Below are 21,734 nucleotides of genomic sequence, written 5' to 3' on the forward strand. Positions count from 1 at the left end.
ATAAACGCAAATTATCATATGGCCATAATGTGACAATTTTGTGATGAAAGCATGACAGTCCGCAAAGGCACGGCGCGCGATGTGCCGGGCCCTCGCGGTGAAAGCGCGTTGCCGGTTACCGATCGTACGGGCGGACGAGTGTGCTTTTTTTCTGAGATTTTAAATGTTTGTAGAGGGCGAAACCCGCAATGCCGGCCAAGACGGCCAGGAGGGCAAGGGATCCTGTGGCCATGAACGTTACCTCCGAATAAGAATGGCAAGGAGGCGTATTTGTGACATTCATCACTTTGTGGGGCAATGAGAGCAATCTGTAATCGGAAGACGCGTTGAGGGAGGGACCAAAAAAAAGCGCCTATAGGGAGGCGCATAAAGATTTGCAACACAGCTTGTTGTGTTCAACACCAGGAGGAGTGGTGAACTAAGGCATATTCTATGCAGCGGCAAAGGAGGCTGATATAGGTATTACTCCGAAAGCGCCACTACCACTCATAGCCCAGCTGAATGTTGTAATCGGGATCCTGATTGGTGGAATAAGGATCAGACTGACGGCGGCGATCGGTTTTCTTCACCGGGCCTTCATATGCGGGATAAGGTTTGGCGCGCGGTTTGCTGCAGCCTGGATGATCGCACTCGATATCGACGCGAAAACCGCTTTTATCTCTCGCCTCTGCCCAGGCAATCGGCGGTTTTTCCGCTTTGGGGGCCGGCCCTGAAGGGGCTGGCGGTTTGGGCGCGGGAGCCACGCTGGGCTCGGGGGCTTGATAATTGAGTTCCAGTGCACTCTGGGGAGCGCTGTAAGCGGCAAAGGCCAGCAGGGCGGCGGCGCTGGCAGCCGGTAATGTAAGCCATCTCGGCATGGTGAATCTCCCTGAATGATTTCGTCAGGCAACTATAAAACAGCAGAACGAGAATTACTATCATTTGCCTTGGGCGTTACGGGTGAGCCAGGCGGCGCCTCGAACGGTAGACAGGGTCAAATCCTGCGCGTTTAGCCGAGATTAGCGTCCCGTCACGGCGAAAAAGGTTGCTATTGCCGCTCGCTCATGAGTTAATGATGTCGGCCTGTGGTACAGACCTATTTATGCACGACATTTTGAGTAAAGTAGTTCAAATTTAAAGCGTTATCCCGGATAGCCCTTCTCTGACGAATTTCCTTTCCAGTGCCTCCATAAGTAACTGATGACCGGCTACCTCGCCCATGGCGGCTTACATTTATTATTGAAGGAAATTAGACATGTCTAACATGATCAAAGGTCAAGTGAAGTGGTTCAACGAAGCTAAAGGTTTTGGTTTCATCACCCCAGCAGACGGCAGCAAAGACGTATTCGTACACTTCTCTGCTATCCAGGATCAAGGCTTCAAGACCCTGGCTGAAGGCCAGAACGTACAGTTCTCTATCGAGAACGGTGCGAAAGGTCCATCTGCGGCTAACGTTACCGCTATCTAATTGGCGTCTAGCGCTGATTGAAAAAAACCCGCCGCGGCGGGTTTTTTTATGCCTGCCATTTGGCAGCGCGCAAAAAAAAGCCCGCAAGTCTGCGGGCAAAAGTTCCTTGTTACTTCTTCATTTGCGAGCGCTTCTCTGGGGGGGAAACGCCTGAAGACAGGCTACGCGAGGCCGGCTTAAGATTCTGCGGCCAAACCGTTAAGAAAGTGAAAATCCAGGCGGCTGCTACGCTGATAGCAGAGGCCGGCGGGGCTAGAGCGGTGTCCATTACCCTCGCTTTTGTAATACACTGACGGCAATCGCAAATAATGGGGAACGGTATGCAGGTTAACGATCGAGTGACGGTAAAAACAGACGGCGGCCCGCGGCGTGAAGGCGTCATTCTGGCCGTAGAGGTGTTCAACGAAGGCACCATGTATCTGGTTTCTCTTGACGACTACCCGGCGGGCGTATGGTTTTTTAATGAAATCGACAGCCGTGACGGCACGTTTGTGGAGCTCTGTCGCGAGCACGATGGGCAGTAACTTCGGCTAATCTCATTAATTTGCTAATGAAATTGTCCATTTTGAGATTATTTCATGGCGGTAAGATTATTTTTATCGACGGCAAAAAAATACCCGCTGCGCTAGCGGGGGATAACGCAGCAGGTATTCTTTTAAGGGTCTCGGCGCCTGATATCCAGATGACATTATCACCGGGTATTTAACGGCCGGCAAAACAGAGTGGGGGCGTTCTCTGTGGTTCAACGGCTATTGACAAATATTCCACTGGTCAAGGTATCGGTCAAACGAACAACGTGGTAAATGATCTGCTTGTTGTGCGTTTTTATTTTCCGCTTGATGTTTCCTTTGTGGGAAGAGACCGTTTTGGCCTTTATTTGCATCTGGTCTGATATCTGGATGGTGCCTTGACCGGACATCCACATGCGTAACATGTTCGATTCAGTCTGGCTCAGCGTTACCGGCGTTTGATCCAGAGAAGATTTCTCCGTTCGGAGGGACGTTCTCTCGAGATAGTGACTAAGTAGCTGATTCATAGTCTCTGGTTTGATGGATTTTGACGATATGATGACGTTCTTGCGAACATATAAATAATCGTCGAAATGTACGTTGGTAATGGCCATGAAGATGAAGAATAACGTATCCGGGTGCAGTGAAATCACCCGTTTTATTCGCTCGGTGGCGTTTGCTTCGTGGATGAAGCAGTCCTCGTTAATAAACACCAGGCTGGGATTCAACTTACTGCATTTTTCGTGCAGGCTGTCAATGTCCTCGATGGCATTAATATGGCGTTTCTTCACGCCATGCGAAGTCAGATAGTCGGTTAAACCCAATCTGGTATAGCTACATGAATCCATGATGATCGTTGGCATATCGCACCCCCACTTAAATCCGTTTTACTGCGGTAATATGAGAAAAAGCCTAAAAAGCCGAAAGGCAAAATGGAGCAATAATTCAGTGTAGCGAGTGTTCTATCAATAAACACGGCGTCACTCAATGATATTTTCATACTAAACTTATTAATTGCATGAATCTATAAGTTTGGCTTAAGTCAGAACGATCTGCTGCCCGTCCAGCTTCGGCATGTTGAGCCTGATTTGCGCTTGGCGCCCGTGCCTGTCTGCATTGCTTGCCGCGAATCTGTTCATCATGTCACGAAACAAAATTTTAGTTTGCTAGGAAAAGTCTTAAAAAAAATTCATGTGTCGTTTTTTTGAAGTGTTTCAGCGCATTTTTTGAGTGGTCAAAAAACGCCTCCCCCGAAGGTCTTTGTTTTTTACATATAAAAATCATTATGTTGCGGTGCTTTTTTCTTCTCAAGCTAATGATAAGCATTTCTTTTTTTATCATAACAACAAACAAAAGTTAACATTATGGCCGGAATGTGTAGCTTAATTGTTGCTATAAGTCACCGTTTTACAATGAGTTATCTGGATATTTATTTCACGTGGAATAGTTTTCGTGAATGTTTAACGGTGATTCAGTGATTTTTCTAAACTATCATCCTGCTGCCCGATCCGCGGGGCAGGAATGGCAGGTCGGAGTTGTCTCTGGCCCGCGTTGGTTTTAACTTGCCTCTCCACCTTTCAAAAAACAGGATGCCGCGGTGAGACGGAATCAGTATGGGCAGCCGATAGGTGAAGCCCTCCCTCATTGGCAGCCGGCAGGCATGCCCGGGCACACATCGTTGCAAGGGCGGTTTTGCCGCCTCGAACCGCTTAACCTCGAGCGCTGGGGGGATGCGCTTTATCAGGCTTATCAAACCGCCGAGGACGATCGCGACTGGACCTATTTGTTTTGGGAACGGCCGCAGTCGCGCGCAGATTTCCAGCATTATCTCCAGGCGCAGACGTCCAACGCAGACAGAAACACGATGGTGGTGATCGATCGGGCGAATGGGCGCGCGGTAGGAACCTGCGCCTTTTTGCGCATCGATCCTGGCAACGGCGTGGCCGAATTGGGCACCATCAACTGGTCGCCGCTGATGAAGCGCAGCGCGCTGGGCAGCGAGGCGATTTTCCTGATGCTGCGGCATCTGTTCGACGATCTTGGCTACCGGCGCTGCGAATGGAAATGCGATAGCCTCAATCTGCCTTCGCGCCAGGCCGCCGAGCGCTTGGGTTTCCGCTATGAAGGCACGTTCCGCCAGGCGGTCGTCGTCAAAGGACGCACGCGCGACACCGACTGGCTGTCGATTGTCGACGGGGAGTGGCCAGCGCGGTGCGCGGCGTTTGCCGCCTGGCTGTCGCCGGATAACATCAGCGATGACGGGCGGCAAGAGCGGCGTTTGCAGGCTTTCCAACTCGGCTAGTGCGCCGCGCGCGTTAGGCCGTTTCCGCCAGGCAATGGCGCAGCGAGTCCAGCGCCAGCCGGATGTCCCGTTCCTCCGTCATCCAGTTGACCAGTGCGGCGCGGATCCCCGGCTGAAGGTTATAGGTCGTCGGGGTGCAACGCACCACGCCGTGCCGGTTAAGGCGCTCGAGAAAGCGATCGCGCGCCGCTTCGCTGTCGCCCTGCGGGTGGCTGAGCGCGAAGCACACCACGTTCAAATTCACCGGCGCCAGCAGCTGGAAACCGTCGTCGGCTGCCAGCGCCGCACCCAGCGCCTGCGCCAATCGGACGTTGCGCTCGACGATATCCCGTATGCCGCTGCGGCCATAGGCTTTCAACGTCAGCCAGAGCGGCAGGGCGCGAAAGCGGCGCGAATTTTCCGGTGTCAGGTGCAGATAGTTGTCCGGCCGCGGCGTCGGCGCTTCCAGGTAGGCTGAATGGTTCTGAAATACCTGCATCTGCAGATTCAGGTGGCGGGTAAATTGGATCGCGCTGTCATAAGGTACGTTCAGCCATTTGTGCGCATCGACGGTGATGGAATCGGCATGCTGCCAGCCCTCGAGCCTTGGGGCGTACAGCGGCGAGCAGGCCGCCACGCCGCCGAAAGCCGCATCGACATGCAGCCAGAACGGATAGCGCTCCCGCACCGCCAGCAGACGCGGCAGATCGTCGAAGGCGACGGTGTTGACCGTGCCGGCGCTGGCCAGCACCAACGTGGGGCGGCCTTCACCGGCGGCGAGCTGTCGCTCCAGCGCTGCCATATCCATGGCTTCCGAGTCCGGCAGGCTGGCGACGGTCGTCAGCGCGTCGCGGCCGATGCCGAGCATGCTGAGCGCCTTCACGCTGCTGGAATGCGGGTTGGCCGCCAGCACCCGGATCGGGCCCAGCGCCGCCAGGCCCCGTTGGGCGATATCCACGCCGTGCTGTTGCCCCAGCCACTGCCGGCCAATGGCCAGTCCGGCGAAATTGGCCATGGTGGCACCGCTGACCAGGCTGCCGCTGAACGCTTCCGGCAGGCCCAGCAGGGATTTCAACTGCGTCACGGCGGCCAGCTCGATCGCCGCAGCGATCGTATCATGGCTGAGTTGGCTATTTTGGTCTGTCACGCTAACCAGCCAGTCCGCCGCGACCGCCGCTGGGGTACCGCCGCCGGTGACGAAGCCGAAATAACGCGGGCCGGCGCTGGCGGAAATGCCCGTCTGATAACGTTGCCAAAAATCATCCAGCGCCGCCAGGGCGCCTTCGCCGTTTTCCGCCAGCCGATCGTCACCGGGTTGCAGTTGCTGTTGCGTGAGCGGTGGGCAGACCGAGCGCTCACGCAGCCCGGCCAGAAAATCTTCCGCCAACTGGCGGGTGTGGTCGAGGATCTGCGGAAACTGTGTAAGATCCTGTTGTAAACGTGGGTGCATGGCGGCTCCGAAAGCATCAGGGATAGATGGCATAAACATAGAACAGTTGCGGGCGGGTCAAAATCGATGAAAAATAACCGTTTTGGATAGCATGGTTAACCAGTGATGAGTGAGCGCCTTCCCCTGCATGTCTTGCCGACCTTTGTTATCGCCGCCAGGTTGGAGAATCTGCGCGCCACGGCGCAGCAGGTGCATTTAACGCACGGCGCGGTCAGCCAGCAAATTCAGCTGCTGGAGCAGGCGGTCGGCCACCCGCTGTTTGAACGGCGCGGGCGCGGTGTGCGTCTGAATGCGGCCGGGAAAGAGATGCTGGCGGCGGTAGAGCCGGCGCTGCAGGCGTTGCAACAGGGCGTTGCCCGCGCCCGGCGCGCTGCGGCAAGCCAGACGCTGCGCATCAGCGTGCTGCCGTCTTTTGCTCATTATTGGCTGCTGCCGCGTCTGCCGGCCTTCCATGAAGCCTGCGCCGATATTGCGCTGGATATCGATGCGTCGCTGGCGCTGCAGGATCTGTCGCAGCGCGGGTTCGATGCGGCGATCCGCATCGGCAACGGCCAGTGGGCGGGGCTGCAGGCCCAGCGCATCGCGTCGGGTGACGTGCTGCCGGTCGCCTCGCCGGACATGGCGCGGCAGTGGGGAACGGCATTCGAGAACGGTGGCGACGTTCCCTTGCTGGAGCACGACGTCAGCCCGTGGCGCGACTGGTTCAATGCACAAGGGCGCACGCGGTGTGGGCGGCAACAGGCGGTGTTCAACGATGCCGGATTGTTGATTCGCGCGGCCGAGCAGGGGTTCGGCATTGCGCTGGCGAAAAAGCTGCTGGTGCAGGATGCGATCGACGCGGGGAGGTTGGTGGCATTGGCCGCGCCCTGCCGCCTGAGCGAGGACGACGTTTATCTGGTGTGGCCGCAGACCGCCGGGCTGACGACGGCGGTCTTACGGTTGCTGCAGTGGCTGCAGCAGCAGTTGGCGGCGGTTTAACGGCGCAGCCACGCCGGCTGCGAGGTGCCGAGCGTGGTCGCCGGCAGCGCCCATTGCAGCGCCGTGCCCTGCAGGCTTAACGGAGCGCGCAGGCGTTGCGCGGCGCCCCAGAAAGTCAGTTCTGTTTCCGGATCCTCGTCGGCGGGGGCGGCCGGCGCCAGCGGTTCCGGCCGATAATCTGCCGAACAGGGATGCGCCAGCAGCAGTTGTGCCGTGCGCGCCAACGACAGCCGCGCGTGGTAGCCGGTGCCGCGGCTCAGGCGTTGTGCCATACCGGTCAGCACCGCCGTCGCCATCAAATAGCCGGTGGCGTGGTCCAGAGCCTGTACCGGCAGCGGCACTGGCAAACTGGCGCTGCGCCAAACCATGCCCGCCTCCGCCAACCCGCAGCTCATCTGCACCAGGCTGTCGAAACCGCGCCGGGTGCGCCACGGCCCGCTCCAGCCGTAGGCATTCAGGCAGACGTCGATCAGGCCCGGCGCCAGCGCGCGTCTTTCCTCCGCGCCATAGCCCAATTTCTCCAACGCACCGGCACGGTAGCCATGCACGATCACGTCGGTGTTTCTCAGCAGATGTTCAAACGTATGGCGATCGTGCGCATTGGTCAGGTTGAGGCGCGCGCTGCGCTTGCCCAGCATCACCTCGTGCTCGACGCCGGGTTCATCCCAACCGTAGGGATCGATGCGCAGCACGTCGGCGCCCAAACCGGCGAGAAAACGGGTGGCGATCGGCCCGGCGAGAATGCGCGTCAGATCCAGCACCCGAACGCCGTGCAGCGGCCGGGCGACGGGCAGCGCCCAGCCCGGCGGCGGCGCTTCCGGCTGCAGCGAGGTGTGGATCAAGGGTTCGAGCGCCACGCTCTTGCCCTGAATATGTTGTCGCCACGCGGCCGCCGAGCGCATTTGGGCCGCGCAGCCGCCGGCCTCGATCACTGCCTGTTCCAGCTCGCTTTTTTTCCAGCTCAGCACGCGCGCCGCCAGCGTGCCTTTATCCGATGCCGGGCCCATCACCTGTTCCACGGCTCTCCGATGATGCGGCGCATTGGTATGCAGGCGTATCCAGCCATCCGCCGTCTCGTAGTCGCCGGCCAGCGCGTCCCAGGCCGCAGGCAGCGTCCAACCCAGCGGACGCAGCGTCCAGCCGAACCAGAGCGAGGCCAGGCGTTGATCGATCCAGACCTGCGGTGCTTCGGTTGCTTCGCGGCGAAGCAATTCGGCGCAGGCCAAACCGGCGGCGCTCCAGGCGGCGGTCGCCAATTCGGTGACGGGAAAAGCCGAAGGCAATGCGCCGACGCCGCTTACGGTTAACCGGTCGGCGGGGGCGGGCCGTTGCCCCAGGCTTTGCCAAATCTCGTCGAGCAGAGTGTGAGTCAGAGGCGTCATCGGCCACTCCTTGCGGGTCGTCGGAAATATAGCCTAGCGTAGCCCACCGCCGGCGACCTTGCTAAGGCGCAACGTCGAACGTGCGACCGTCGGCCAGTTTGGCGCGCAGGCTGTGGGCTGCGATGCCGGCGACCGGCTGCGCGCTGAAGTTGGCGGTCAGCGTCGACCCGTCGCTGAACGTCGTCTGTTGCACCCAGCCGTCCCGATCGAGCCAGCGGAAGTCGGTCAGCGCTTTGTCCCACAGGGCCTGATGCAGCGGCCGGAAGGCGGCGTCGGCGCGTTTGATTGCCGGCAGGCGGGCCGCCAGGGTGGCGCGGCTCAGATGGAACATCGGCGCAGTGTTATACAGCTGGCTGAGCAGGCTGCGGGTGGTCTGAACGTCGCTGAACTTCAGGTTGTCGTAATTCCAGTGGTGGCTGCTGACGATTGCATCGTGGAAAACGGCCTGGTACAGCGGCAGGCGGTAACGCGGATCGAATTCGACGGTGCGGTAAGGCTGCTTCACCTTGGCGGGGCGGAAGAAAAACGCCGGTTGGGCGTTGGGCCACCAGGCGCCGAGATAATAGGGCGAGGATTTATCCTGATTCATCTGTTTATCGCCCCAGCCGAATCCCCAGGTTTCCATGCCGTGGGCGAACATCAGGCTGCGGGCGGTCACCGCATTGCCGTCCTCCGAGCCGAGCGGCAGCTTAAGAGTGGTGCTGAACCAGGCCAGCCTGGCGTTGCGCGCTTCGGCCATCTGCGCCGCGCCGGTCGGGTGGTTGGGCTGATAGTCGTCGGAGACCATGCCGGTGCCGTCCACGTCGAGAAACAGGCTGTTCAACCCGGCCAGTTGCACCAGCTCGCGCATGCGCTGTTGAGAATAGGGCAGGACGCAGCCCGGGTTGAGGTAGTAACCCTGTTTGCCGAATCCGGGTTTCTTGCTGCCGTCGGCGCGCACGATGGCGCAACTTTCCCGCAGCGCCGTCGGCAGTTGCGCGGTGAGCCAGCTGTCGTTCACGCCGCGTGGAATGGCGGTATCGTAGGAGTCGTAGCTGGCGATCAGATAGCCGGCCGCCTTGGCGGCGGCCACCGCCTGCGGGTGCAGGAAGGCGGCGGTCCAGTTATCGGTGCCCAACCACAGGCGCGGTAAGCCGGCCTGGCGCAGCGCGTCGATCACCGGTTTGGCCAGCCCTTGCCCCCAACGGTCCGCCGGGGTTAACCAGCGCCCCAGTTCCTGTTGCGCCCGCTCCTGAACCGCAGCGGCCTGGCGCTGCTGCGCCTGCAGAAAATCGGCGTCATCCGGCGTGGCGCCCAGCGGGATTTGCGCCGTCAACGCCTGGTTGATGCCGTCGATCAGGGGCTGTTGCTGCCAGCCCTCCGGTGTTTTGCCCGCCAGCTGCAGCAGGCGCTTTCTGCTCTCGGCATCCATCTTCTGCCGCAGCCCTTCGGCGGCGGGAGAGGCGAGGTAGTGCAGCAACCCCGGCCAATCTTTGACGTCTTCCGCCGCCAGCAATTTATCGCCCCACAGGTAGACATGGGTGGCGCCGATCAGCTTTTCGCCTTCGGGCGCCTGCTTTATCTTCTCGCGCAGGCTGCTGAACTGGCCGTTTTGTTGCAAATAGTCGCGGTAGCGGCGCGCGCCGGACAGCGGCGTGCCGCCGACGTGCAGCAGCACCTCGAATGCCTGCTGTTGATTGAAGCGGTTGAACTGATGCCCGGCGCGCATCTCCAGCTTTTCCTGCGCGGCGGTGAAGGTGACCCGGTTGCTGAACGGCGTCAACATCAGCCAGCTGTAGACCTTGCCCTGGAATTGCTGGCTCCACAGCGGCAGCTTCAGATCCCAGTTGGTATCCAGCGGCGTCATTTCCGTCGTCAGGTAATGGCGCCAGACCGCGTTGTCGAGCGGAATGCGGCTGCCTTCGCCGATCGGCAGCAACAGCGTTTCCGCCTGCGGCGGCAGACGATACCAGGTCAGAAGCTGTGGCCGCTCGCTGCTGAAGCTCAGGCGCAGATCGCCGTCCTCCAACCTGGCGCTAACCTTGACCGCACTCTGCGGCCAGCGCCAGCTGGCGCGTTGTGGCGACGCGGTGAGATCCGCCACCGGTTGCGCGGGCTGCGCCAGATTGACCGGCACAGCGCCGGCGGCAATGCGCAGCGTGGCGGGATCGAGTTCAAACTGCGCGTCACCTTGCTGCAGCAACAGGGCATCGGCGGGAAAGCTGACGAGCAGCGCGAGCGCGAGCGGGGAAAGTCGGTGTTTCATCGGGGGCGTCCTTGAAAGATGAAGGAGGGCAGTTTACCGATAAGCGCACTGCCGCCCAATGTTGCCGTCTTCTATTTGTGACATCGGAATATCATTGCGGTATTTCAGTTTATTTTTCGTTTAATAAATTAGCCTTTACTTCATTACCCGACGTCACTATACTCAGCCAAAATTTCGGTGGAGAAACCCAATTGGACAGTTGTAGTTGTAATAAAATAAATAAGGCAAGCTGACCAATTCTCTTCTGATTTGTTGCTTGCCGTTATCGGCGGGCAGCACCCCTCTCCAGTTATTCCTGAGCTGTGCATACCCGAATAAAAATGTTTCCTGAGGCCTGATGGTTTCAGGTGAATTGAGTTGGACGTTATTATGGTATTCTGCAGCCACAGCCTTTTCCCTCCAGGCACAGCACGCTGATTCGCTGATTTATTTTCGGCGCGATTTTGCGTGTGCTAAACAGCACATGATTTTATCTCCTGCGGTTAATTAAGGGGACAGTCATGGCTATGACTCCTTTCGTTTTAAATTTATTGCTGGCAATGTGCCTGGGCGCGGTGATTGGCGCCGAGCGTCAGTGGCGCCAACGTATGGCCGGCCTGCGCACCAATGCGCTGGTGGCGACCGGCGCGGCAGTCTTTATTCTCAGCTCCATGTCCACCGATCCGGCCAGCGCCGGCCGCGTGGCCGCGCAGATCGTCTCGGGTATCGGCTTCCTCGGCGCCGGCGTTATCATGCGTGAAGGGCTGAACATTCGCGGCCTCAACACCGCCGCCACGCTGTGGTGTTCGGCGGGGATCGGCGTCCTGTGCGGCCTGGGCCAGCATTGGGATGCGGTGGTCGCCACGCTGGTGATCCTGTGCGCCAATATCCTGCTGCGCGAGGCCGCGCAGCGCATCAACCTGCAGCCGCACCAGCAGGCGACCGATCTGGAACTGTGCTATCGCATTCAGGTGACCTGCGGCGAACAGGATGAAATTCTGGTGCGCACCCTGATTCTGCAGGCGCTGAACGGCGTCGCCTTGCGGTTGCAATCCTTGCGCAGCGCCGATATTTCCAGCCCGGGTCAATTGGAAGTGTGCGCGGAAATTACCGCTACACCGGCTGCGCAAAAAGAAATTGAAGGTATTGTCTGCCGTGTCAGTCTGGAAAAAAGCGTGAGTGCCGTTCGCTGGCGCGTCGCGTCCGAATTACCGGTCTGATTAATGATATAAATATTTACTAACTTGATTATATGTTCAGGTTTATTCAGGCACGCCTGAATAACGCGGAGCATTAAGGAGGCGTTATGGACGATGACCCCGGAAGGGAAATGATTTCTGCGTGGCTGACAGGGTAATCACGTTATTCAGTCACGCTAATTAAAAAATTCCACTCTGCGCAGAGTCACCTGTTTATCGGGCGGGATCTCCCTGTGCGCAGAACGAAAATAAGAGAATAGCGTTATGACTCAGATTAATGAAAGAACGCGTCGCCGTGATAAAGACGCGGTGACCTACGCCATTGCGCAAGAGGCGACCAACAGCATCGCCCAAACGCTGGCGAACCTAAAGTGCAACCGCAACGGCTTGACCCAGGACGACGCCGATGAACGGTTGGAGCAGTTCGGCGCCAACCAGGTCGCCCACGATAAGGCGCCGCATGCCTTGATTCAGCTGATCAAGGCTTTCAACAACCCGTTTATCTTCGTGCTGATGGTGCTGGCTGCGATCAGTTTCTTTACCGATTATTGGCTGCCGCGCCAGAGCGGTGAAGAAACTGAACTCACCGGCGTTATTATCATTCTGACCATGGTCACGTTGAGCGGGCTGCTGCGTTTTTGGCAAGAGTACCGCACCAACAAGGCGGCGGAAGCGCTGAAGTCGATGGTGCGCACCACCGCCACGGTGCTGCGCCGCAGCAGCTACAGTGCGCATCCGTTGACGCTGGAAGTGCCGATCCGCGAACTGGTGCCGGGAGATATCATCCAGCTCTCCGCCGGTGACATGGTGCCGGCCGACGTGCGTCTTATCGCTTCGCGCGATCTGTTCATCAGCCAGGCGATTCTGACCGGCGAAGCGATCCCGATTGAGAAATACGATGCGATGGGCAACGTGGCGCAGAAGTCGAGCGAAGGGGAAGTGTCCAGCGAGAACGCGCTGCTTGAGCTCTCCAACATCTGCCTGATGGGCACCAACGTCGCCAGCGGCACCGCTACGGCGGTGGTGGTGGCAACCGGCGGGCGCACCTACTTCGGCTCGTTGGCTAAATCGATCGTCGGTTCGCGGGCGCAAACCGCGTTCGATCGCGGGGTGAACAGCGTTAGCTGGCTGCTGATTCGCTTCATGTTGGTGATGGTGCCGGTGGTGTTGCTGATCAACGGTTTCACCAAAGGCGACTGGAGCGAGGCGGCGCTGTTCGCCCTGGCGGTGGCGGTCGGCCTGACGCCGGAAATGCTGCCGATGATCGTCAGCTCCAACCTGGCGAAAGGGGCGATCGCCATGTCGCGCCGCAAGGTGGTGGTGAAGCGCCTGAACGCCATTCAGAACTTCGGCGCCATGGACGTGCTCTGCACCGACAAGACCGGCACGCTGACCCAGGACCGCATCATTCTCGAGCATCACATCGACGTCACTGGCGCGAGGGATAACGAGGTGCTGCACCTGGCCTGGCTGAACAGCTTCCATCAGAGCGGCATGAAGAACCTGATGGACCAGGCGGTGATCCGCTTCGGGCGCGGCAAACCGGGGATCGAAGCCCTGGGGCGTTTTAGCAAGGTGGATGAGCTGCCGTTCGACTTCGTGCGCCGCCGTTTGTCGATCGTGGTGGCGGACGAAAATGGCAAGCAGCAGCTGATCTGTAAGGGCGCGGTAGAGGAGATGCTGGAGATCGCCACTCACGTGCGTGAAGGCGACAAAACGCTGGAACTGGACGACGCGCGCCGTGCGGCGTTGCAGGCGCTGGCCCGCGAGTATAACGAAGACGGTTTCCGCGTGCTGGTGCTGGCGACGCGCGAGCTGGACGCGCAACGCCCGGCCGACCCGCTGAGCGTGGCCGACGAGCGCGACATGGTGGTGCAAGGGCTGCTGACCTTCCTCGATCCGCCGAAGGAGAGTGCGCAGCAAGCGATCGCCGCGCTGCAGGAAAACGGCGTGACGGTGAAGGTGCTGACCGGCGACAACCCGGTGATCACCTGCAAGATTTGCCGCGACGTCGGGCTGGAGCCGGGTGAACCGCTCTCCGGGCTGCAGATTGAACAGATGGATGACGAAGAGCTGGCGCGCGAAGTGGAACAGCGCACGGTCTTCACCAAGCTGACGCCGCTGCAAAAATCGCGGGTGCTGAAAATGCTGCAGGCCAACGGCCATACCGTCGGCTTCCTCGGCGACGGCATCAACGATGCGCCGGCGCTGCGCGATGCCGACGTCGGCATTTCGGTCGACACCGGCACCGATATCGCCAAGGAGTCGGCGGACATCATCCTGTTGGAAAAGAACCTGATGGTGTTGGAAGAGGGGGTGATCAAAGGGCGCGAGACCTTCGGCAATATCATCAAGTACCTGAACATGACCGCCAGCTCCAACTTCGGCAACGTGTTCTCGGTGCTGGTGGCCAGCGCCTTCATCCCGTTCCTGCCGATGCTGGCGATCCACCTGTTGATTCAAAACCTGATGTACGATATTTCCCAGCTGTCGCTGCCGTGGGACAAGATGGACAAAGAGTTCCTGCGCAAGCCGCGCAAGTGGGACTCCAAAAACATCGGGCGCTTTATGCTGTGGATTGGGCCGACCTCGTCAATCTTCGATATCACGACGTATGCGCTGATGTGGTACGTGTTCGCCGCCAACAGCGTGGAACACCAGGCGCTGTTCCAGTCCGGTTGGTTCATTGAGGGGTTGCTGTCGCAAACGCTGGTGGTGCATATGCTGCGCACCCAGAAGATTCCGTTCATTCAGAGCACCGCGGCGCTGCCGGTATTGCTGACCACCGGGTTGGTGATGGCGCTCGGCATCTACATTCCGTTCTCGCCGCTCGGCGCCCTGGTTGGCCTGCAGCCGCTGCCGTGGGAATACTTCCCGTGGTTGGCCGCTACGCTGGTCAGCTACTGCGTGGTCGCGCAGTTGATGAAGCGTTTCTACATCCGCCGCTTCGGCGAGTGGCTCTAAGCCGTCTCGGTATTCACTTCGGGGGCGAAATTCTTCGCCCCCGCACCGCTACAGCAGTTTGTTGACCAGCAGGCCGAGCATGATGGTCAGCGTGAAGGAAAAAAGCGTGCCGAGCAGCACATACTCGGTGCGCATCTTATCGTCGCTCTGGCGCAGATCGCCGAAACGGAAGATAGATTTGGCCGCCAGCAAAAAACCGATCGCCGGGATTTGCCCCAGCAGCACAAAGGTCAGGATCAGCGTTCTCTCCAGATAGCCAATCTGTTTGCCCGCGCGCAGCAGCGAGTCGTTGTCGGCCTTGGCCGAAGGCGGCATTTGCGGCGTCCAGTGCGCCAGCAGTTGCCCGATCAGCAGGCTCATCGGCAGATAAATCAGGCTGTAGGCCACCAGCACCAGGCCGGTTTGCCAACGCCCCAGTTGCCGCCCCAGCGCGGCGATCAGTTCACCGGCATTCGGCGTCAGCCCCAGCCACAGCAAGGCGATCACCGCCAGATGCAATCCCTGATCGAGCAGGAAACTGCGGGCCGGGCTCAGGCGGTTCATCGCGGTGACTTTCAGCAAATCGATCAGGTAGTGGCTGACGGCGATGACCAGCAGGCTGGCCAGCACCTGAAGTGAAGAAAGCCCGCCGTGTAGCAGGCCGAAACCGGCCACCACCCAAGCGGCCAGCACTCCGTGCAGCAATGCGTGCAACACCAGAAAACGTGAACGTGCGCGATGCTGGATTTTATCTTCCACCCAACTCAGCGGCTGCAGCGGAAAATCCGCCAGCAGGTGGACGAGCAACAGCCAGGCCAGCAAGGGCGCATAGGTCAGATCCATAGTCAGACGATCCTGTTAATGGCGTGAATAAACCGCATTATTTCCTCGTAGGCCGCGCGTTTTAGCGCGGCGGAAACCGTGGAGGCGGCTTTCTGCAGTTGGTCCGCCACGGCGGCGCCGCTGTCGGCGAACATTCTCGTCTGGACGATGCGCGCTTCGGCCTGTGACAGGTGGCCAATCACATGATCTAACATTGGCAGCAGATCGCTGACAATGGCGTTTGTCCGATCGTTGTCGGTTTTCAGAGCCAGCCGACAATTTTTTACCATGGCGTCCAGCGCGCTGCCGGAGTTGATAAAGGCACTGCCGTAACCGGTGGCGTCGGGCCGTTGGCTGCCCAGCCCGATGGCGATGCGCGCATCCCAGTGTGCGGCGCCCATCGCCCGCAGCGCGAGGCGAATGTACACCGCCAGCAACAGCCCGTCCTCCGGGGCGGCCTGTGCCTGGAAGGCATCGCCGCGAAAGATTTCCACCTGATGCAGCCGCCCGTCGCGCTGCAGCCGATCGAGCAGGCGATGCAGCCCATTGAGGTAGTTGACGGTGTCTGACCGGCGAGAATCGACCAGATCGCCGCTGATAACGCTGATTGGCATCGGCATGGCGTGTTCCGTTGTGTGCAGAGGGATGACTATAAATTCGCACCTGGATACGAATATGTCAATAATTCGCCTGTGGATGCGAATTTATCAGATTTTCGCCTGTGAAGACGAAACGAGGCAGGGCGAGGAGTGGGGGATGAACGGCCGGGAATGCGCGGGCCTGTCAGGCTCGCCACCGGCGGCGTAGAGGGAAAATGGCCGGCGACCGGCCGTTCAGAAGCTTTTAACCAGAACGTCACGCGGCATTTCGCTGCCGTGTTTCAGCAGGTGCTCAAACGAACGTTCGCTGCTTTTCAGCTGCTGCAAAAATTCCTGCGGCGACAGATCGTGTTTTTTGCCGCTCATGTAAGCCAGCGCCAGTTCTTTTGCCTGATAGCGGGAGAAGTTGTACATGGTGTCCTCGATACGGTGAATGTCTGTGCTCACGATTGTAGCGAAAGAGCACATAATGAACAGTGGCTTTAGCGTATGGAATCGATAGCTGAAACTTAACTTGCCGGTTGCAATAGCTCGTCGCACAGGCGCTTGATCACCTGAGCCTGCGGCAGGCCGTTGTGCAACATCTGGCGGATATGCTCCGAATCGCTGATGCCCTGGCGGACATGACGCTCGACCGCCTGCAGCACGGCCCGATCCTCCTGTCGCTCGGCGAAACCGCTCAGCGCTTCGAGCGTGTGCAGGATGTGAGCGGTCAGGCTGCTGCGGCGCAGCGTCGCGGGATCGACGTATTCGGCGGCGAAACCGCTGCGATAGGCGTTGATCTTGTTGTAATGGGTGAAGGCATCGTATTCCGGCGCGATCGGCGAGCGGTGTTGCAACAGAAAATCAGCCAGCAGGCGGCAGTAACCGACCAGCAGCACGGCGTGCGCGAGGCGCAGCGGCGTATCGCAGATGCGGATCTCCACCGTGCCCAGCTCCGGTTTTGGCCGCGCATCCCAGTAAATATCCTTGACGCTTTCAATCACGCCGGCGGCGTTCAGCCGTTCGTAGTAGGCGTTGAATTCGCGCCAGCTGTAGATGTGTTCCAGGCATCCGTAGTTGGGGAAGGAATTCTGCGCGCTGAAACGGGAGCTGGCAAAGTGCGTGTCGACGCCCTGATACAGCGGCGACGAGGCGCTGAGCGCGATCAGCTGCGGAAAATAGGGCGTCAGCGCATGGCACAGGTACATCGCCTCGTCCCCGTCGTTGACGCCGAGGTGAATGTGTTGGCCGAACACGCAGGCCAGCTTGGAGAGGTAGCCAAAGCGGCTGGCCAACTGCCTGTAGCGCGCGCTGTCGCTGATGACCTGCTTGCGCCAGTCGTTGCTCAGGTGGCGGCCACCGCCGCAGACGTCACAGCCCAGGCGCTGCGCGCTGCGCCGGACGGTATGGGTCAGGGCGCGTAGTTCGGCGTGCAGCTCACCGAGATCGCGGTGCACCGAGCTGTTCAGCTCCACCATCGATTTGGTGAGCTCATGTTTGACGCGCCGGCGGTCGCCGACCGCGCTGATCACCCGATCGGCCCGATCCGTAAGATCGTAGTGCTCGTCATCGACCAGCTGCAGCTCTATTTCAGTGCCGATGGAGAGCCTTTGCGAACGTTTGAATGTGAGCGGCATGGTGCCTCCTTCCTGCAAGAACGGCATAAAGATAAGTATATGCCTCGGCGAGGGGGACAACGCTTTGTGTTTTATATTTGTTTTTTCGAATATGAAGGTGGTATCTTCACGAGCGATTTGTGAAGAAGATAAGGTTAACGGGAGTGCGACATGACGTCATTGACGCCGCTGAAGTTGTTTAAAAACCTGTCGGACGAGACGCGTCTGACGCTGGTGCTGTTGCTGCGACACGCCGGCGAGCTGTGCGTGTGCGAGTTGTCGGGCGCATTGGCGCTGCCGCAACCCAAAATTTCAAGGCATCTGGCGATGTTGCGTGAAAGCGGGCTGTTGCTCGATCGGCGCGATGGCAAGTGGATACATTATCGCCTGTCACCGCATATGCCGGCCTGGACGGCGGGGATTATTGAGCAGGCTTATCAGTGCCGGCCAGAACAGATGATGGCGTTGGCGCAACGCGTAGCGAAAGGCTGCCCGTAACGGTAAAAAATTTGCGCAAACACATTTGAAAAAACATATATGTTAATTTGAAGAGGCAGTGAGACGGCGATGATAGTGGCAGGGACGATCTTTATTCTGACGTTGGCCTTGGTGATCTGGCAACCGAGAGGGCTGGGCATCGGCTGGAGCGCAGCGTTCGGCGCGGGATTGGCATTACTGAGCGGCGTGGTGCACGTCGGCGATATTCCCGTGGTGTGGCAGATAGTCTGGAATGCGACTGCAACCTTTATCGCCGTCATCATCATCAGCCTGCTGCTGGATGAGAGCGGCTTCTTTGCCTGGACCGCCTTGCACGTCGCGCGCTGGGGCAACGGCAAAGGCCGATGGCTGTTTACCTACATGCTGCTGCTGGGGGCCGTGGTGGCGGCGCTGTTCGCGAACGACGGCGCCGCGTTAATCCTTACGCCGATCGTGATCGCCATGCTGTCGGCGCTCGGCTTTCGCCCTGCGGCGGTGCTGGCTTTCGTCATGGCGGCGGGCTTTATCGCCGATACCGCCAGCCTGCCGCTGGTGGTGTCCAATCTGGTGAATATCGTTTCGGCGGATTTCTTCCGGCTGGGCTTTACGGAGTATGCGGCGGTGATGGTGCCGGTCAACCTTGCCGCCGTGGCGGCGACCCTGGTGATGTTGCATCTGTTCTTTCGCAAGGATATTCCGCGGCGCTACGCGTTGACGCGTTTACCCATACCCCAAGAAGCGATTCGCGATCGTGCGACTTTCCGAACCGGCTGGGCGGTATTGGCACTGTTGCTGATTGGCTTCTTCGCCCTGGAGCCGTTCGGTGTGCCGGTAAGTTTGGTCGCTGCTTGCGGCGCGCTGATTCTGTTGGCGGTGGCGAAACGTGGACGGACGATCAATACCGGTAAAGTGCTGCGCGGGGCACCCTGGCAGATCGTGATTTTCTCGCTGGGCATGTATCTGGTGGTCTACGGGCTGCGCAACGCCGGCTTGACCGAACTGCTTTCCGGCGTGTTGGACGTGCTGGCGCGGCAGGGGCTATGGACGGCGACGCTCGGCACCGGCTTCCTGAGCGCGTTTCTCTCTTCCGTCATGAATAACATGCCAACGGTGCTGGTGGGGGCGTTGTCAATCGACGGCAGCAGTGCGGAAGGCGTCATCAAGCAGGCGATGATTTACGCCAACGTCATCGGCAGCGATCTCGGCCCCAAAATCACCCCGATCGGCAGCCTGGCCACGTTGCTGTGGCTGCATGTGTTGGCAAGGAAGAACATCGTCATTACCTGGGGCTATTATTTCCGCGTGGGGCTGGTGATGACGCTGCCGATCCTGTTCGTCACCCTGGCCGCGCTGGCGCTGCGGCTGTCCGTTTTACCCTAACCGGAGAAACTGTCATGAGCAGTATCAAGATTTATCACAACCCGGCTTGCGGCACGTCGCGCAACACGTTGGCGCTGATCCGCAACAGCGGCGCTGAGCCCGAGGTGATTTTGTATCTGGAAACGCCTCCCAGCCGCGAACGGTTGGTTGCGCTACTGGCCGAGATGGGCATGACACCGCGCGCGTTGCTGCGTAAAAACGTCGAGCCTTACGCCGAGTTGAAACTGGACGAGACCGGTTGGAACGATGAGCAACTGATCGACTTCATGCTGCAACAGCCGATCCTGATCAATCGACCCATTGTGGTGACACCGCTCGGCACGCGTCTGTGCCGGCCATCGGAGGCGGTGTTGGATATTCTGCCGGATCCGCAGCGCGGGGCCTTCAGCAAAGAGGATGGGGAGCCGGTGATCGATGCGCAGGGCCGCAGGATAACCAAAGGCTGATCGCTGCGGCCCTGCGCCCTGGCAAAATCAGTGCAGTTCGGCGCCGCTGCGATCGGCCAGCGCTTCCAGCAGCGGGGCGGAAGGCACGAAGAACAGGGTGCCGCTCACCGCGTGGCTGAAATCGAGCAGCCGATCGTAGTTGCCGGCCGGGCGGCCGATGAACATGTTTTCCAGCATCTGCTCGATCGGCTGCGGGGAGCGCGCATAGCCGATAAAGTAGGTGCCGAATTCGCGCAGGCCGGGGCGACCGAACGGCATGTTGTCGCGCAGAATTTTCACCTCGTTGCCTTGCTCGTCGGTGATGGTGGTCAGCGAACTGTGCGATGACGACGGTTTGACCGCTTCATCCAGCTCGATGTTGGACTGCTTATGGCGGCCGATGATCTTCTCCTGCGTTTCCACGCTGAGCGAATTCCAGCCCTGCATATCGTGCAGGTATTTTTGCACCAGCACATAGCTGCCGCCGCTGAACGCCGCGTCTTCGTCGCCGATCACCGTATAGTCGAAGGCTTCGTGCCCCTCCGGGTTCTCCGTGCCGTCGACGAAGCCAATCATGGCGCGCTGATCGAAGTAACGGAAGCCGTGCACCTCTTCGACCACCGTCACGGCGTCGCCGAGCTTGCCGACCAGCTGCGAGGCCAGTTCGAAACACAGATCCATTTCATCAGCGCGGATATGCAGCAGGATGTCGCCGGGCGTGGCGACGGCGACGCGTTCCCCGCTGCCGATCGGGCTGAACGGATGCAACTGGCGAGGGCGCGGCGCGCCAAACAGCGTATCCCAGGCTTCGGAGCCGAAGCCGCAGACGCAGGTGAGGTTGCCCGCCGGCGCGCGTTTGCCGACCGAACGTACCACGGCGGCGATGTCGCCGCACCAGGCGCGCACCGCCGCCAGATGGGCGGGAACGGGCGACAGGGTGGCGACGATGAAGATGGCATGGCGCGTCACCGGCGTGAATACGGCTTGCGGCGGATTGTTATTTGCATTCATTGCATTCGGCTCCAGTGTGTTCGGGTGAAATCAATCAGATCAAATTAAAGTGCTCGTCGGGTTTCATCGGCGGCGGCAGCGGGCTTTGGTCGTTCATTTCCAGCAGGTTGCGCTCGATGGTGTTGCACATGGCGTTTAACGGCAGATGGTTGGCCGACACGCCGAATGGATCTTCCAGCTCTTCGGCCAGCGAGTCCCAGGATAAGAAGGTATAGGAAATGAACACCGAAACAAACGGTGTCATGTAATGCAGATCGGTCACCAGGGCAAAAGGCAGCAGGCTGCAGAACAGGTAAACGGTGCGCTGCAGGATCAGGGTATAGGCGAACGGCACCGGCGTGCTGGCGAGCCGTTCGCAGCCGCCGAGGGCGTGGGACAGCTCGCTCAGCTTGTTGTCGAGCAGCTCGAAGGTGATGTCGCTCAACAGCCCCCGTCGGCGCAGCTTGCCGATCTCCTGGCCCAACATCAGCAGGATGCGGTTGGTCGGCATCGGGCTGGCGATCACCTCCGCCAGCTCTTTACTGCTGAGATTGTGGTACAGATCGGCGGTCGGGTCGGTGGCGCGCAGCTGATGCTTCAGGCTCCAGCTGAAGGCGATCAGCAGCTTGGCGACCTTCTGATGCACCGCCGGTTCGTCCGGCAGCAGGCTTTTGATCTGACGCAGCAGGGAGCGCTCGGTAATCAGCAGCGAGCCCCACAGGTTGCGCGCTTCGACAAAGCGGCTGTAGCCGGCGTTATTGCGAAAGCCGAGAAAAATGGCGATGGCGATACCCAGCAGGCTGAACGGCGCGATGGTTAAATGCACGCCGAGCTGTTCGTACCATTGATAGCTGATCACCGCCACTATCGACATCAGCACGTTCAGCGACAGGCGAAAGGTGATCTTTGACAGCACGGAACCGTGCCAGGCGAACAGGCGAAAAAACCAGTTCTGATTCGGGCGAATGATCATGACGTGGGTGCTTCCTGGTGTCCTGCTATTGAGAATAGTCGATTCTTATCCGGCGGC

The 21,734-nt window shown here is 59.4% G+C and carries 21 protein-coding genes; 9 read left to right on the forward strand and 12 right to left on the reverse strand.

What is annotated here, in order from left to right; translation table 11 throughout:
• Positions 1–479 precede the first annotated feature (479 nt).
• Positions 480–857 (reverse strand): hypothetical protein, encoded by a 378-nt coding sequence (locus tag ACYF6X_RS04960; RefSeq protein ID WP_063990381.1) that lies wholly within the window; start codon positions 855–857, stop codon positions 480–482.
• A gap of 377 nt (positions 858–1,234) precedes the next feature.
• Between ACYF6X_RS04960 and cspE the strand changes: the two genes are divergently transcribed.
• Positions 1,235–1,447, forward strand: a complete 213-nt coding sequence (gene cspE, locus ACYF6X_RS04965; RefSeq protein ID WP_004935122.1) for a transcription antiterminator/RNA stability regulator CspE — start codon at positions 1,235–1,237, stop codon at positions 1,445–1,447.
• 320 nt (positions 1,448–1,767) lie between these two features.
• The gene (gene dsrB, locus ACYF6X_RS04970) at positions 1,768–1,971 is read left to right on the forward strand and encodes a protein DsrB (protein ID WP_060420622.1); all 204 of its coding nucleotides are present in this window, start codon (positions 1,768–1,770) and stop codon (positions 1,969–1,971) included.
• A gap of 218 nt (positions 1,972–2,189) precedes the next feature.
• On the opposite strand, the gene rcsA is transcribed toward dsrB, so the two are convergent.
• Positions 2,190–2,819, reverse strand: a complete 630-nt coding sequence (rcsA, locus tag ACYF6X_RS04975) for a transcriptional regulator RcsA (protein ID WP_004935115.1) — start codon at positions 2,817–2,819, stop codon at positions 2,190–2,192.
• Between the two features lie 797 nt (positions 2,820–3,616).
• Here rcsA and ACYF6X_RS04980 point away from each other — a divergent pair.
• Positions 3,617–4,258, forward strand: coding sequence for a GNAT family N-acetyltransferase (locus ACYF6X_RS04980; RefSeq protein ID WP_063990380.1), 642 nt, complete (start codon positions 3,617–3,619; stop codon positions 4,256–4,258).
• A 13-nt stretch (positions 4,259–4,271) separates the two neighbouring features.
• Here the strand turns inward: ACYF6X_RS04980 and ACYF6X_RS04985 are convergent, their stop codons facing one another.
• On the reverse strand, positions 4,272–5,687 hold the full coding sequence (locus tag ACYF6X_RS04985) for a pyridoxal phosphate-dependent decarboxylase family protein (protein WP_130017237.1): 1,416 nt from the start codon (positions 5,685–5,687) through the stop codon (positions 4,272–4,274).
• Between the two features lie 102 nt (positions 5,688–5,789).
• Here ACYF6X_RS04985 and ACYF6X_RS04990 point away from each other — a divergent pair, with 102 nt between their 5' ends.
• Positions 5,790–6,665, forward strand: coding sequence for a LysR substrate-binding domain-containing protein (locus ACYF6X_RS04990; protein ID WP_063990378.1), 876 nt, complete (start codon positions 5,790–5,792; stop codon positions 6,663–6,665).
• On the opposite strand, the gene ACYF6X_RS04995 is transcribed toward ACYF6X_RS04990, so the two are convergent.
• The 3 genes from ACYF6X_RS04995 to ACYF6X_RS05005 all read right to left on the reverse strand — a co-directional run bounded on the left by ACYF6X_RS04995 (position 6,662) and on the right by ACYF6X_RS05005 (position 10,679).
• Positions 6,662–8,047 (reverse strand): CoA transferase, encoded by a 1,386-nt coding sequence (locus ACYF6X_RS04995; RefSeq protein ID WP_063990377.1) that lies wholly within the window; start codon positions 8,045–8,047, stop codon positions 6,662–6,664. The two genes, ACYF6X_RS04990 and ACYF6X_RS04995, sit on opposite strands and share 4 nt — an antisense overlap.
• A 61-nt stretch (positions 8,048–8,108) precedes the next feature.
• Positions 8,109–10,292, reverse strand: a complete 2,184-nt coding sequence (locus ACYF6X_RS05000) for a glycoside hydrolase (protein WP_130017238.1) — start codon at positions 10,290–10,292, stop codon at positions 8,109–8,111.
• Positions 10,293–10,454: 162 nt separating this feature from the next.
• On the reverse strand, positions 10,455–10,679 hold the full coding sequence (locus ACYF6X_RS05005; RefSeq protein WP_130017239.1) for a hypothetical protein: 225 nt from the start codon (positions 10,677–10,679) through the stop codon (positions 10,455–10,457).
• Between the two features lie 113 nt (positions 10,680–10,792).
• Between ACYF6X_RS05005 and ACYF6X_RS05010 the strand changes: the two genes are divergently transcribed.
• Both ACYF6X_RS05010 and mgtA read left to right on the forward strand, forming a co-directional pair.
• On the forward strand, positions 10,793–11,491 hold the full coding sequence (locus tag ACYF6X_RS05010) for an MgtC family protein (protein WP_025303346.1): 699 nt from the start codon (positions 10,793–10,795) through the stop codon (positions 11,489–11,491).
• A gap of 243 nt (positions 11,492–11,734) precedes the next feature.
• On the forward strand, positions 11,735–14,434 hold the full coding sequence (mgtA, locus tag ACYF6X_RS05015) for a magnesium-translocating P-type ATPase (RefSeq protein ID WP_063990375.1): 2,700 nt from the start codon (positions 11,735–11,737) through the stop codon (positions 14,432–14,434).
• Between the two features lie 48 nt (positions 14,435–14,482).
• On the opposite strand, the gene ACYF6X_RS05020 is transcribed toward mgtA, so the two are convergent.
• The 4 genes from ACYF6X_RS05020 to ACYF6X_RS05035 form a co-directional block, all read right to left on the reverse strand.
• Positions 14,483–15,256: a DUF3307 domain-containing protein gene (locus ACYF6X_RS05020; protein WP_063990374.1), complete on the reverse strand. Its 774-nt coding sequence runs from the start codon at positions 15,254–15,256 to the stop codon at positions 14,483–14,485.
• Positions 15,257–15,258: 2 nt separating this feature from the next.
• A complete protein-coding gene (locus ACYF6X_RS05025) occupies positions 15,259–15,855 on the reverse strand; it encodes a hypothetical protein (protein ID WP_063990373.1) in 597 nt (198 codons plus the stop codon).
• Positions 15,856–16,068: 213 nt separating this feature from the next.
• Positions 16,069–16,248: a hypothetical protein gene (locus tag ACYF6X_RS05030; RefSeq protein WP_004935085.1), complete on the reverse strand. Its 180-nt coding sequence runs from the start codon at positions 16,246–16,248 to the stop codon at positions 16,069–16,071.
• A gap of 95 nt (positions 16,249–16,343) precedes the next feature.
• Entirely contained in the window at positions 16,344–17,453 is a 1,110-nt protein-coding gene (locus ACYF6X_RS05035) for a YbdK family carboxylate-amine ligase (protein WP_130017240.1), read from the reverse strand.
• 150 nt (positions 17,454–17,603) lie between these two features.
• Here ACYF6X_RS05035 and ACYF6X_RS05040 point away from each other — a divergent pair, with 150 nt between their 5' ends.
• From ACYF6X_RS05040 to arsC, 3 genes are all read left to right on the forward strand, one after another.
• Positions 17,604–17,930, forward strand: coding sequence for a metalloregulator ArsR/SmtB family transcription factor (locus tag ACYF6X_RS05040; RefSeq protein WP_107226420.1), 327 nt, complete (start codon positions 17,604–17,606; stop codon positions 17,928–17,930).
• Between the two features lie 69 nt (positions 17,931–17,999).
• Positions 18,000–19,289 (forward strand): arsenic transporter, encoded by a 1,290-nt coding sequence (locus tag ACYF6X_RS05045; RefSeq protein ID WP_130017241.1) that lies wholly within the window; start codon positions 18,000–18,002, stop codon positions 19,287–19,289.
• A 14-nt stretch (positions 19,290–19,303) separates the two neighbouring features.
• Entirely contained in the window at positions 19,304–19,735 is a 432-nt protein-coding gene (arsC, locus tag ACYF6X_RS05050) for a glutaredoxin-dependent arsenate reductase (protein ID WP_130017242.1), read from the forward strand.
• A 27-nt stretch (positions 19,736–19,762) separates the two neighbouring features.
• Here the strand turns inward: arsC and ACYF6X_RS05055 are convergent, their stop codons facing one another.
• Positions 19,763–20,725, reverse strand: coding sequence for a Dyp-type peroxidase (locus ACYF6X_RS05055; protein ID WP_130017243.1), 963 nt, complete (start codon positions 20,723–20,725; stop codon positions 19,763–19,765).
• 34 nt (positions 20,726–20,759) lie between these two features.
• On the reverse strand, positions 20,760–21,677 hold the full coding sequence (locus tag ACYF6X_RS05060) for a bestrophin family protein (RefSeq protein WP_063990370.1): 918 nt from the start codon (positions 21,675–21,677) through the stop codon (positions 20,760–20,762).
• Positions 21,678–21,734: the final 57 nt, after the last annotated feature.

This window comes from Serratia sp. ID 25-353 (assembly GCF_054792795.1).